General features: G+C 52.7%; 6 protein-coding genes. All 6 read right to left on the bottom strand.

Going from position 1 to position 13,869, the window contains the following annotated elements:
- Window positions 1-15: 15 nt before the first annotated feature.
- Window positions 16-333, bottom strand: a complete 318-nt coding sequence (locus BUA56_RS01915) for a type II secretion system protein (RefSeq protein ID WP_072848548.1) — start codon at window positions 331-333, stop codon at window positions 16-18.
- Window positions 333-956: a hypothetical protein gene (locus tag BUA56_RS01920; RefSeq protein WP_072848550.1), complete on the bottom strand. Its 624-nt coding sequence runs from the start codon at window positions 954-956 to the stop codon at window positions 333-335. Before BUA56_RS01920 ends, BUA56_RS01915 begins: the two co-directional genes overlap by 1 nt.
- Window positions 943-9,798, bottom strand: a complete 8,856-nt coding sequence (locus tag BUA56_RS01925) for a prepilin-type N-terminal cleavage/methylation domain-containing protein (protein WP_072848552.1) — start codon at window positions 9,796-9,798, stop codon at window positions 943-945. Before BUA56_RS01925 ends, BUA56_RS01920 begins: the two co-directional genes overlap by 14 nt.
- A 178-nt stretch (window positions 9,799-9,976) precedes the next feature.
- Window positions 9,977-11,140 (bottom strand): M20 family metallopeptidase, encoded by a 1,164-nt coding sequence (locus BUA56_RS01930; protein ID WP_072848554.1) that lies wholly within the window; start codon window positions 11,138-11,140, stop codon window positions 9,977-9,979.
- A 36-nt stretch (window positions 11,141-11,176) separates the two neighbouring features.
- Complete coding sequence (locus BUA56_RS01935) at window positions 11,177-12,586, bottom strand: YfcC family protein (RefSeq protein ID WP_072848556.1); 1,410 nt, start codon at window positions 12,584-12,586, stop codon at window positions 11,177-11,179.
- A gap of 81 nt (window positions 12,587-12,667) precedes the next feature.
- Entirely contained in the window at window positions 12,668-13,843 is a 1,176-nt protein-coding gene (locus BUA56_RS01940) for a Glu/Leu/Phe/Val family dehydrogenase (RefSeq protein ID WP_072848558.1), read from the bottom strand.
- Window positions 13,844-13,869: the final 26 nt, after the last annotated feature.

Consider the following 13,869-nt stretch of genomic DNA (forward strand, 5'->3'; position numbering starts at 1 on the left):
TCCCTACTCTCCGCCCTAAGGGGTAAAATAATAGATTACCTTATCCGTATCATCGCTGCTCTTCCCGCAGAAATGGGGATTCAGCTTTACTGCAATGGACGAACCGCTTGCCCCGTCCTCAGTCATATTCAGGATGCTGGGTGTAGTCTGCGGATTGTCCCCTGTGTAGTAAGTATTCACTGCCTCCGTGGTCTCTTGTAAGATTTTATCAGCTTTTTTGGACAGGTTCAGTGATAAAGTCACTGAGCGGGAAAATAGTAAAATAATAATCATCAGAATAGCAAAGGAAACGATCACACTTACAAGAGTAGTTCCCTTTTTATTTTGTATCATTATTCATCCCTCCCGATTCTGTTCCAGGTTCCGTCCCACACATTTTTTTCACCGGTTTCGCCGCCGCCTTCCTTTTCCACTGTGGCCCGGTATCTTGTGGTGACGTTGTATTCCTGCTTTCTGAAACTGCAGGTTACGATTACCACAAGCTCACTGTCTGTATACTCCGGATGTTCCGGATCGTTGACTGCCTCCTCGTCATTGGTCTGCCAATACATCTTTACCTTTAACGTTCCCGCCTTTTCCTCAACCTCCGGCTGGAACGCGGTATCAATGGAAAAATTCTTCATGGCATTCATCTCATTATGGACACCGGAGGTATCGTCCTCATCATAGTACGGCCACTTCTGGTCTTCTATCTCCTGGCGGATACCCATGGTTAACTGATTGGTATCACGCCCCAGATAGTCTTCCAGGAGCTTGCTAAAGGAGATGGCCGACATCCGGCACTGTTCCTGGGCATATGACTGGTTCGCCCGGCTGACTGCCACAGAGGAGGCCAGGATCAGCGACAGAGCCAGAGCCATAAAAAGAGCCATCAGACAGAGCACTACGATCATAGTATACCCCTCCCGTTTCCGGGAGGCGGCATACAGCTTATCTTTCCCTTTACTCCTTGTCATTCTCTACACCATCCCCGCTTTTTTCTGCTGCCCGGCTCAGAAGATCCGCGGACAGCAGCTCCTTAAGCTTTTTATCCATGATATCGTCGAACAGCTCCCTGGTCAGGAGGTCTCTCACCTCCGTCCTTTCCGGCAGGAGTCCTATCTGGCCCGCGCTCTCTGCCGTATCCAGAGTTTCCTGAATCTCATAGAGATACTCACCGTAAGCAGTGATCCTGGTAAGCTGCCAGGATACAGGATAGGAAGCCTCTCTGTACTCACTCTTTTCCCAGGAATACGCCCGAAGTACCGCCGCCGCCGTCATATGGTAATCCTGATTATGCACTGTCATATCCGGTGCGATGTAGACAAAGCTCACATCTCCGGCATCTGTGACTGTACACTGTATCTGCGGATTCACATACAGCTGATACTGATATCCGGCTGCGCTGTCCTTTCCGCTGACCTGACAGCTGCGGGGAATCTGGAAGGTATACTGTGTCCGCCCGGTTTCCTGGCTGACAGCTGCAGGCAGTTTCACATACCGGTTCTCCCCGTTTCCTGCCGCTCCGGCGTTCTGGATTACTTCCTGGAATTCCGGATCCATATCCTCCGGTCGCATCCAGAGTGCAAACGGCTCTCCGGGATCCCCGGTGGAGTGCAGATAGACAGTATAGGCCGTGTCTGCACCTGTATCCAGCGGAACTGTGGTAAGCTGGTAGCCGGTGCCATAGGTAACCCCATTCCATGCAAGGGCCGTGTGTACTGCCTTGATGGAACTTTCCCCTGTGGTAACTCCATTGTTGGTTTTTTCTTTCCATATAATTTCCCGGCTGTCTGTCTGAGACAGATCCGGTGTAGCGATCTTCACCTTGGGCAGCCGGAACGTATACCACTGGCCCCACTGGGAAGATACAATGTTATTCGATACCGCTCTGACTCTTATATGCAGGTATTTCCCCGCATATTCCGTGGGGATTCCCAGGAAATTATAGTCAGCGGTTGTCAGACTTCCGTTCATCGTATAAGAATTCAGCTGATACAGCGGGGTTTCCTCCGCTTCCGCCGTCTCAGTAATATATGCCTCACCGGCATAGGCCCCCTCCTCTGTGGTTTCCGCCGCTGCGCTAAGGGTAAGCCCGTTCAGACGGAATTCTTCCTCCGTCAGTCCTCCGCCGTATTCTGCCTGATATTCCGGCTCCAGAGTTATCTGGAAGCCTGTGGTATCCGGATCCGGCTTTGTCAGCCGCTGGGGCAGTTCTACGGTAACCGGAACACTGGCTCTGGAATTCAGATACCTGGATGTATCGGCGGAGACAGCTGTAACGGTAATGGAAATTCTGTCATGGGCATTGAAATCCTCCAGATTCAGGAGAAGGCTGGTGTCCTCTTTGCCCGCCGAAGCTGTCACAGTCTTAGTTCCCGCGGAGGCGGTGATCAGATAGCTGTCCAGGCACTTCAGCTGTTCCTCATCTGTGAGAGGGTTCCAGGTAACCTGGTAAATCAGGTTATCCCTGGAGGGCAGCACCGCCTTGGGCTGAGATACCGGCGACAGTCTTCGGGTTATCCTAAAGTCCCTGGACTGCCTGCTGTCTATGGATTCCCCGCTCACCCCTCTGTGGGTAACAGACAATCGTACCCGGCTGTAGCTCCAGCTGGTTCCGTCGACCGTCAGCGTAGTATCTGTCATCCCTTTTCTTGAGATAATCTCAACCCCCTCGGTATCTGTTTCACTCTTATATCCAATGAGCTGAACGTCATACAGCCGGGGCGCTTTTGAGTTCCATGTAAATGTGTACCTGTCTTTTCCTCCGGCTTCCTCATACCCCATGGTGCCGCTGATGGTAACCAGATCCAGCCTTGGAGGCATCACGAATGTAAATCTGTCCTCACCGGCGTACGGTCCCTGGGCCAGAGAAACACTATAGTATCTGTCCCCGTTCAGGTAAGAACCGTTGGCTTTTGCGTCACCCGTCTCCGCATCCTGATAATATCTGCCGATGCCGCTGCTCCAGGCAAAATATCTTATGGTAATGGTCTCACCGGCTGCCTCGACCCTGGTCAGCTTCTCGAATTCTTCCTCCGTCAGCGCTGCAAAGTCCAGGGACACTGTAGTCTGTGCACCCTCCTTTTGAATCTTTGCCGAAGTTTCCGCCAAAATTTCATCCCCATGGAGCATCTCTGCCCTGTAATCTATGCCGAAGGAATCCCCCGTGTTATTGTTTCTAACCTCAAACTGGTATTTCATATCACTCACAGAGGTTCCGGAAAGGCTTGAATTGTAGACAGTTCTGGCCACCCGGGGAAGCTGCTTCGGTGAGCGGAGATAGGAGAGCTGGGATGCCACAGCCGATGTCCTGTAGGTTCCGGCGCTGTCCTCCGCCCAGCAGACAGTAGAAAGATTCCTCGTTCCGGAATTAAAGGTGTACGATACCCTTCCTCCATTGGACTGCCGGAGAATTATCTCCCCTGTGGCATCTGTCGTAATGTGGATCTCCCAGCTGTCTTTCGTTAGACTCTTATACTCCTCCAGATTAGCCACCGAAAAATATCCCTGTATCTGGGAGGAGCTTCCCCCCGTAATATGATATACCAGCTCCGGCTCCGGAAGAGATTCCGCCGTATAAAAGGTTTCTGTTTTTAAAATCGCCGAACTTCTGGAAGCATTGCCGCTCACAGCCTGGAGCGTAATCCAAAAGGCTGTGCCGTCCGGCCATGCACTGTCTATGGTAAATTCAGCAGAATACTGGTTTTTGGGTACCTGCACCACTTTCACAGGCTCTGACTCTCCCGCCCGGTATAACTTCAGTTCATAATAATATACCCTATCCCCGTTAGTCCCCTGGCTCCAGGCCGCCGTGTAGGTATCTCCATTGGCTTTTGCCCCGAAATTCCGGGGTTCTCCCAGATTAACAGCTCCGTAATACTGGGCAAAATAACGATCGATGGGCGCCTTGCAGATATCTTTTATCTTATTTGCCGCTGTCTGCAGCTGCTGAGCCGAGGAAGCATTGTCGTAGATCTTTCCGGCGGCCGGATTGGATGGAAATGTTAAATCAAAGCCATTCAGCTTCTTATTAACAGCAGATATGGAACCCCAGCCTGAAGAGTCCCAGCCGCTGGGGTAAGCCAGCCGTTTTCCTCCGCTTGCGGATGACACATTCCCATATCCGAAATAATAATTCAGGCTTCCCATGCTCTGGTTCGTTCTGGCCAGGGGGTAATCAGCCTTCCCCACCCCGAAGCAATGTTCCATAGAGGCCTTTGTGCGGCCGGTAATACCCGAAAAATTGCCCGATAGATTCAGTCCGCTTCCATAGTTGACACACCGGATCAGCGTAACCGACATATTGCCGCCCAGATTAGACACAATGCCTCCGCCGTCCGCCGAGTTTTTCAGTACCCCTGCGTTATAGCAGTCACTGAGCGTAACCTGGGAAGCAGAAACCGCATTGACATAGCTGAAGATTCCCGCCACATAAGGGCTGCCGGACATGCTGGTGTCGATGATCCCTTCATTGCCGCAGTTCATAAACGTAATCTGCATATTCGCCGTATTGGTCCAGGCGTCTCCCAGAATCCCCGCGGCTCTTGCTTTGTAGGCAGTGTCCCGACTGCAGTCCGCTGTCACCTTTCCCTGGTTCACACAGCCGCTGATGGTGACTCCATTGTCTCTCAAAAAGCCTATGATCCCACCTGCTCCGTACCTGGAGGTGTAGACAGAACCTGTATTTTTGCAGTCTGCAATCAAGGTTCCCTGAGAAATCCGATTGGCCTGAATGCCTATGATTCCCCCCACATAATACTGATCCGTCTTTACGGAAGCATGGTTTGTAAGCCCGCTCTGATCGTAGCGGGATGCATTATTTCCAATGATGCCTCCTGTGCCGAATTCATGGGCGGTATTCTGGCTGTTGACAATGCTCCAGTTCCTGTTTTCCTGGGTGCTGTCCGCAATGCCCACAGAGACATTGGCAGTCCTGCCCCCGTCCCCGTTATATCCCACAGCGCCGCCCACACAGCTGCTCTTTATCCCCTGAACCACAACGGACTCTGTCCCCTCTGTGCAGTCCTGGATAAGACCCTGGTTATAGCCTGCGAGTCCGCCCAGGTAGGAGAGGCTCCCTGTAATGCTGCTTCCGCCGGCAACGGTGCATTGACGGATCTCTCCCCCGGAAAGGTTTTGTCCGGTTATGCCGCCAACGCGCACCAGATCCTCACTGGTGGTAGAGATGCCATTCCCGTGTATGCTACCCTTTCCCCCTTTCAGGCTCTCGCCCTGATACATACAATTGCGGATTACCGCTGTATTCGTTCCGTTTCCATTGACACCGGCTATTCCCCCGATGCCGTACGGCTGTCCCTGGGCCTGTGCTCCCTGGATGCGGCCCGCTGCCGCGTAATAGGAGACCGTGCCTTCATTGACGCCGGCAATCCCTCCCAGATTTCCCTGCGCCCTGCCCTCCAGGGTGATATCCGCATAGCATTCTGTTTCCGGTGCCTTCCCCCCGTCGATGCTGCCTCCCGGCCCGTTATAGCCGGCCACTCCGCCCACACTGGAATTGTCCTCATCGGAGGAAAGCCGTACCGGTGCAGTTTTGGTGCCCACCTTGCTGATGACAATTGCCCCTGTATTTCTGCCTGCGATGCCTCCGATGTAATTCTCCGGCTGTCCCCCTATAATGGCAAGCTCTGCCTGGCTTAAGAGACTGCAGTTTTCAATACTTCCGCGGTTGGAGGCGGCGATTCCTCCCAGAACCCCCTGACCCGACAGAGTTCCGCCGAGAGTTCTGCATCCGGTAAGCGTCCCGCGGTTCTCTCCGCAGATGCCCCCGGCCTCTCCGTTTGTGGCAGTGATCTCCCCGCTGTTTTCCGAAGCCTCTACACTGCCCTGGTTGTCACAGACAATCCCCCCTGCATTTCCCTTTTCCGCGATGATACTGCCCGCGTTTCCGGTGCCGGAGATATTTCCTGTGCTGCTTTGCAGGCCGGCGATTCCGCCGGCATTTCCCTCCAGGGCCCTTACCGTAAATGTATTCTCCAGAAGTCCGCCGGAGGCATAGATGTCCCCTCCGTTAGCTCCGGCAATTCCGCCCACATCCGCCCCTCCGGTAATGGTTCCGGTCTGGGCAGCCTCCTGCTTTTTCTCAAGGCTGATAATGGCTCCTTTTTCGTTGCTTCCCGCGATTCCGCCCACATAGCTTCCCGCGCCTTCGATATCTCCTTTGATCTCCCAGCCTGTAATGCCGGCCTTGTCACCGCTGTTCACCGCGGCGATCCCGCCGATATAGCTGCCGTCTCCCATCACCGAAGACGCCTGCGCATCGTCGGGGAGCACACGGCAGGAGACAACCTCCCCCTCGTTTTGGCATACAATGCCGCCCACATAGGAGTCTCCCCGCATCTGCCCGGTCAGGGTGCAGTTTTCGATCCGGCCGCCTTTATTAAGCCCTGCGATTCCCCCAAGGAAGGATTCCCCGGTCATAGAGCCAACGGTACAGTTCTGAATCGTTCCCTGATTTACCTCCACGATCCCGCCGGTGTAGGTACCCTGTCCCCGCACGATTCCTTTGTCTGTATTTCTGCAGTCATCAATGGTAACCCGCCGGGAGGCTATCCCTATTATCCCGCCGGCATAGGAGAAGGTCTCCGTTTGGGAGAGTTCCTGATTTTCAGTAACCCCATAGGCGTATACCGGGGTATTGTTCTGGATGCCTTTGAGAAGAAGACTGGTGCTGCCGGCATTATAGCCCACTACACCGCCCGCATAGAGCTCAGCCTCAACAGATTTTAATGTATTCTGATTTCCTCCTCTGCCGTCCTCTTCGTTGTACATCTCTAACACAGCATCTGTATAAGAAGCAGCTGACAGTTCGTTGGCCAGCACTTCACCGGTCATTCCCGGAACATCCCCGGCATGCCGGTCAGCTATGGCACAGTAGAGAGCAGCTGTTTTCTCTGCCTCCTCCCCGGTTGCCACAAGCTGGGTATAACCCGCATATCCCCCTGCAAAAGCCCCTGCTTCTGCCCGTATGCTTCCCAGGAAATTGTCTGTCCCGCAGTCAATGGCAATCCTTTTTTCCTCATAGGCGGCGATAATATTCCCTCCGAACACGCCTCCCACAAAATAGGCGCCCTCCACCGCATTAGGATTGGAGTCAATTCTATGGCTGCCCTCTGTGAAAATATCTGTCCCTGTGTTCAGGCCCACATATCCGCCCACAAAGCAGCTGCCGCTGATGTATCCCCCCGCAAGGGTATAACCCCGTATGCTGGCATTTTCGCCGGTATCCCCTGCCCGGTTATACCCTGCGATTCCGCCCACATAGTTATGGCCGGCCGCTACACTAGTCACCCTTGTGCCGTCCTTGCTTCGTATGGTTCCTTCATTATAACCGGCGATTCCACCGATATAATCTCCATTTTTCCCAAGCTTTTCCGTCCTGGCAAGGAGCTCTTCCCCATCCTGGGACAGGGTGTTCACACTGCTGGTGCAGTCGAGAATCCTTCCGCCGTTATATCCGGCAATGCCGCCTCCGAAGGCTGCTGTGGCCACAACAATCCCTTCATTGGTCCAGTTTTCCACCGTTTTTTCTTTCTTGCCGTCCTTTGATACCGTGCCCGCTTCCGCGTCCAGAATCCCGTTGGCGCCCACAATTCCGCCCACATAGGATTCCCCCAGAACGTTTGCCTGGTTCGCCTGCCGGCTGCCGTCCAGTCTGCTGTCCTCCGTAAATCCGGCGATCCCGCCCACAAAACGTTTCCCGACTACAAAAGCGTCGGTTATCTTATTATGTATATCACGGTTGCTCGTCTTGCAGCCGGTGATGGTGCTGTCTTTGGAGTATCCCACGATTCCGCCCACAAAATCTCCAAACAGATCCGCAGGCTTCTCCTCTTCATACTTCACGGCTGCCGAAGGGGTGCTGACACAGTTCTTTAAGATTCCGCCGTCGCTGTATCCCGTGATGCCTCCTATGTATTTGCCGGAGACTGCGCTGGCTGTGACACCCCCGTAATTCCTGCAGGTATCCAGAGTATCCCCTGCAGGTTTCTTATCATCCTCCCCCGCAGTCCTTCCAATGCTTCCGATCACCCCGCCTACCCGAAGCTCTCCGGACACGTGGGCCTGGTTGGTCAGGTTTTTGTAGACCGCATCCTTTTCTCCTGTTCGGATTCCGATGAGACCACCCACATCTGTGGTCCCTGTCACGGAACCGCTGACCGTGCAGTCGGAAATACTGCCCTTATCGCTGCCGCAGAGCGCGCCCACACAGCTGTCTCCCTCTGCCTTCACTTCCAACAGAGTGGCCGCCTGTATGGTTCCTTCATTCACGGCAAACAGCCCCAGAGGTTCTATTACCTGAGGAGCTTTGTCTTTCTCCCTGTTCTGAAGATCTGCCTTCAGAATCAGATTCTCAATAGTATATTTTGTATTGCCGCTCTTTCCTGTGTAAGCGGATCCCTCCGTTAATTTCCGGATGGGCGGAAAAGCTGTCTCATTTATCTCTTGTTCCGAAGACAATACAACGCCCTTTCGGTAGACATGCCCCCGGCTGAGAACACTGTTTTCCCCGCTCCACCGGACAGTTCCGGTCTGTGTATAAATAATCTTGTCTGTATCCTTTTTCCTGCCTGCAAGAGCCTCCCGTTCCTTCTCTGAGAATCTTATATTATAGAGATGTCTTGCATTTTTCACGCCATAGACTGTCTGGTCCCCGTTTTGGGCGGCAGATGCAAAGGTGGTGCAGGTGCTGTTGCTCTGTTTCCAGGCGCTGGCTTTGTAATTCTTGGCAAAAGCTTTGATTCTCGCATATATGGTTTTCTCCTGAAGACCCAATCGGATGACGCTCAGGGTATCCTTCAACTCATCCGCAGATGTTTTTTCCACAGCCGCCAGGTCTACGGCATCCAGAACCAGAGTGAGCCTGCTCCCCTCCCCGTAAGCATAGAAAGGACAGTCTTCCATCACGGTATGGCCTTCTTCTTTCCCGTCCGCTCCATAGCTGTAAAGAGTAACATCACAGTAAATCTTATTCCCCAGATCCGAACCTTTTTTCAGAATCTTATTCTTATCCTCTGTATTCACTTCCATGGTGGCCTGAAGCTTTTTCGACTCTTTGTCGTACAGCTTAATGGAATAGTTCAGATACTCGGTCAGTGCAAAATACTCCTTTTTCAGATGCCAGTTCAGGCTCAGTTCTTCGTCGTTTATCAGCTCCGCTTCCTGAAGCTCGGGTTTGCCCAGAGCACCCGGGGACTGTTCGGACATTTCATCTGAAGAATAGTAACCAATCATCCGCTCTTTGCGGATGCTGCGGGTACGGCTGCTGATATTCACACTTCCACGGTCTTCTTTCGTGTTCTCGCCCTTCTGATAGTAAAACTCGTCTGCATAGTCACTGTAGCAGACCGAATAGACAAGGCCCTCTGCGGGATCGAATTCCACAGTAATAGCCGCGTCAAGTACAGATTCATCATAGATATAAGGCTCCAGCAGTTCATACAGCAGATTGGTCTCAGCGCTCCCGGGAACTAAGGACAGGTAATACAGACGACCGTCATACTCCTCGGGCAGATCCTCCACCATAGAGCTGTCTACTGTCTGATTCTTTCCGGCTCCCTGTGTCATATACTCCTGAAGTTCCTTCAGCTGCCCGGTAGACTTATAGTGATTCAGGGAAGAAGATGCCGCGTAAAAAATTGTCTGGGCATAGTTATTATTGCGCACAAAGGCAGAATGGCGCAGATACGCCGATAAGCCTAAGCCCGCAATCGTCAGTAAAATTCCTAATATGGTAAGTGTTACAATCGCTTCCACCAGAGTGAAGCCTTTGTTCTTATTCTTTTTATTTCCGGCCATAGAGGGTCATCTCTATTCTATCATTTTATTTTAACTGCAGCTGCATCCCGGCATTCCTGCCTGGAAGCGCAGCTGCATGTCAGATAAATTACTTATTTCTTAGTCTTTAAATTTTATCATATTTATCCAGTTTCGTAAATGTAAAATATGAGAATCGGCATGTAAAGTTCTGGATCTTTTACCTTCCCCCTCCGGTAAATGTTTTGCGAATCTCTTCCTGCACCTCTGCAGATACCAATACATCATACCCGGTGAGAGCCAGGATGCATGCCCCCCTCTCTGCAGCCTTCTTTCCATTCTCAGAGATCGTACACTCCGCCGCTTCTTTTGTATGAAGCACCAGATCGGGGTCTCCCAGACCGATGAAGCCATGGGCGGCCGGAGCCACATGGCTTACATTTCCCATATCCATGGATCCCATCTCCCGGCGGGCGGGCTGTACCTCTGTTTCCCCCATATACCTGAAATTCTTAGCCATGAGTCTTCCCAGCACCGGATTGGTCACCATATCGTCATTGGACAGTTCATAGTAGTCGATCTCCACGGACGCCCCTGTCATCCTGGCCGCTCCCCTGGCACATTCCTTTGCCTTTTCCACCACCTCATTCAGATTCTCTCTCTTGGCGGCCCGGAAATTAAATCTGGCCTCTGCATAATCAGGCACAATATTGGGGCGCAGTCCCCCCTCAGCGATAATCCCATGCATCCGCACATCGTCTGTCACATGCTGGCGGAGGGCGTTGATTCCGTTAAACATGAGGAGCACGGCATCCAGGGCATTGACCCCCTTTTCCGGGGCCGCGGAGGCGTGTGCCGTCTTTCCGCGGAAGCGAAAACGCAGGGCATCCAGTGCCAGAGAGCTCCCGCTTTCCTTGGACACGCCGTCCGGATGGAGCATGAGCGCTGCCAGGATATCCTTAAAAATACCGTCCCTGGCCATTGCCACCTTGGCGCCGTTGGTTTCCTCTGCAGGCGTCCCCAAGACAACAATCTCTCCCCCTGTCTCCTCAAGCACAGCCTTCAGCCCCAGGGCAGCCCCAAAGGACATGGCAGAGATTAGATTGTGCCCGCAGCCGTGGCCAATCCCCTCCAATGCGTCGTATTCGCACAGGAAGGCAATTCTGGGGCCGGGCCTTCCCCCCTTACAGACAGCAGTAAACGCGGTGGGGATTCCGCAGGTCCCGTGCTCTGTCCGGAAACCGTGCTTTTCCAGATGCTCCGTCAGGAGTTTTTCTGCAAAATATTCCTGCTCGCTTATTTCCGGGTGCTCATACAGCTCCCTGGCAATCTGGAAAATCTCTTCCCGGTGTTTTTTTATTTCCTGAATAATTCTTTCTTTCATATTCTGCTCCTTATTCTTTCCTTTTGCGCCGGCCTCCTAAAACGGACCGTAATGAATGGCCTGGGCAATGATGATGAAGACAGCGCCCAGAAGATACTCCAGAAGAATCAGGGGACCGATCCATCTGGCCCATTTATTCCAGGGAATCTTTCCCAGAGCCAGTCCGGCCATTAACAGGCCCGATGTGGGAGTGAAGATATTGGAAATCCCGTCACCCAGCTGAAACGCCAGGACTGCCGTCTGCCGGGTCACCCCCACCAAATCGGACAGAGGGGCCATAATAGGCATGGATACAGCCGCCTGGGCGCTCCCGGAGGGAATCACATAGTTCAGCAGACACTGGAAGAGATACATACCCATGGCAGAAATCTGCGCCGGAAGCCAGGCAACCCCTTTTGCTATCCCGAACAATATGGTATCCAGTATGCCTCCCTGCTGCAAAACAACCAGAATGGATCTGGCAAATCCAACGGCAAGGGCTCCCCCGGCGATCCCCGTCATTCCTCTCACCAGATTTTCGCCGTATCTGTTGGGAGACATTCCTGTAAATACAGCGGCAAGCACGGACATGCCGAAAAAGAGGGCAGTGATTTCCTGCAGATACCATCCGTAACGAAACACTCCGTATATGAGCACTCCAATGGTCCCCACAAAGGTTAAAAGCACCAGAATCTGTCCGGCGGTAAGCTTCGGGGTCTCCTCCAGGTTCAGGCGATCCGTTCTGCCCAGGTCAATCTCCCGCACGGCGCTGATCTCCGGAGACTTTTTTACCTTCAGGGCATACCGCAGCACATAGCCGATAGCCAGGGAAACCATACAGATATAGAGGGCCACCCGCAGCCCCATGCCGGAAAGCAGGGGAACCCCCGCGATCCCCTGGGCGATCCCCACGGTAAAGGGATTCAAAAATGCCGCAGCAAACCCTGCTGTGGATCCGGCCAGCACAATCCCGGCACCCACCAGGGAGTCATATCCCACAGAGGTTGCAAGTAGGATCATGATGGGTATAAAGGGCAGGGTCTCCTCTGCCATTCCGTACAGCGCCCCTCCCATAGAAAACAAAAACATCATCACAGGAATTACCACAAATTCCTTTTTTCCCAGCTTATGTGTCAGAATCGCAATTCCTGTATGAATCGCCCCTGTCTCCTGCACCACCTGAAAAGCTCCCCCCAAGATAAAGATAAGAAAAATCATTCCCGCAGATTCCACAAGACCCTGGGGAACGGTTTCCAAAAGTCCCATAACGCCTACAGGCGTCTGTTCTCCATAACGGAAGCTGTCAGGATCGACTACCTCCTGTCCTCCGCTTCCTGTTACCCGGCTGTATTCGCCGGCAGGAATCACATACGTAAGAATCCCGCAGAGTAACACTACAAAAAGCATTAAAACATATACATTTGGGACCGGAATCCCCTTTCTTTTTACTTTTTCTTTTTTCTTCATAACCTGCCCGCCTTTTACATGGTTTATTGTGGAGATAGCAAAGGAGGACCGCAGGGGGCTCCCTGCGATCCTGACTGTTATTTATTTTTTTCCCTGCCAGTCAACATCCGGCGCCTCGGAGGGCAGCGGCTGGCAGCGGATCCTGGCTGCCTCCCGGAGGGTAATGCCCTGCTCCTTCTTCATGCGGAAGAGATTGCTGATGTGCTCCCGGATAATATTCTGAGAGTCATCCACAAGAGCCTGAGGCTCCAGGGGAATCAGCCCGAAGGGCACTGCGTCGCAGAGTCTGGTCGCTCCCAGATTTACGATAAAATCAGGTGCCACAGGAATATTTCTCTTCTCCAGAATCACGTCTGCTTCCGGGGTGGTGGGTATATTTGCAGCTTCCACAATCAGCTTAAACTGCAGCTTATCTGCGTTCTTCTCGTTGATGACTCCGTCCAGAGCCGCCGGCATAAAGATGTCGCAGGCGATTTCTTCCCACTGGGTATTTTTCATCACCTGATATTCCGGAAGGAAGGCTTCCTGGTTCAGATAGCCTCTGTCTTTTACCGAATTTATCAGGAGATCCACGTCCAGGCCGTTCTCACAGTACACCATGCACTTAGCATCACTGATGGCCACAACCTTGTATCCCATCTCGCTGAGGCAGCGGGCTGCTCCGGTACCAACCGCACCGAAGCCCTGAATCATAACAGTGGCTCCGGGCTCTCCGCCCATCTGCTTCCAGCTCTCATCCAGCCCTGCGGCCGCCCCGTAGCCGGTGATGGCATCGTACATCACAAATCCCCTGTACGGCATATCGAATAATGTATCATTATCTTTCAGTCCCTGAATGATCTTGGGATCGCTCTCATATTTCTTCGCAACCAGATGAGGAACGCCCGGGATGGCCAGCTCTTTGTACAGATCCATCACCTGTCCGTATCCAATTCCCAGATCGCCGCCCAGGGATACCCCGTTTTCCAGATAAGGGGCAATGGCGAGAAGGAAGCGCTTTACCACCTCTAATTTATCCGGTTTTGTATTGTCATACCGAATGCCGGCCTTGGCGCCTCCCCCTACTTTGGAGTGACAGGCGGCGTATTTGTATCCCATTCCCGTGGCCAGCTTAATTACTTCTTCTCTGGTAACCGTCTCATGTACCCGCAGACCGCCGCTGCAGTAGTTGCTCACAAAGTTAAAACAGCACAGCCATCCCACAGCATCCGTTTCCGTATCGTTCCATTCAATTACAATATATGGTTTATTCAGCATATCTATATCCTCCTTTAATCGATTCC

Origin of the sequence: Lactonifactor longoviformis DSM 17459, from assembly GCF_900129135.1 — a bacterium.
Lineage (GTDB): Bacteria > Bacillota > Clostridia > Lachnospirales > Lachnospiraceae > Lactonifactor > Lactonifactor longoviformis.

Coding starts and splice junctions, on each gene's coding strand:
- BUA56_RS01915 (WP_072848548.1), bottom strand. CDS start 333: ATGATACAAAATAAAAAGGGAACTACTCTTGTAAGTGTGATCGTTTCC.
- BUA56_RS01920 (WP_072848550.1), bottom strand. CDS start 956: ATGACAAGGAGTAAAGGGAAAGATAAGCTGTATGCCGCCTCCCGGAAA.
- BUA56_RS01925 (WP_072848552.1), bottom strand. CDS start 9,798: ATGGCCGGAAATAAAAAGAATAAGAACAAAGGCTTCACTCTGGTGGAA.
- BUA56_RS01930 (WP_072848554.1), bottom strand. CDS start 11,140: ATGAAAGAAAGAATTATTCAGGAAATAAAAAAACACCGGGAAGAGATT.
- BUA56_RS01935 (WP_072848556.1), bottom strand. CDS start 12,586: ATGAAGAAAAAAGAAAAAGTAAAAAGAAAGGGGATTCCGGTCCCAAAT.
- BUA56_RS01940 (WP_072848558.1), bottom strand. CDS start 13,843: ATGCTGAATAAACCATATATTGTAATTGAATGGAACGATACGGAAACG.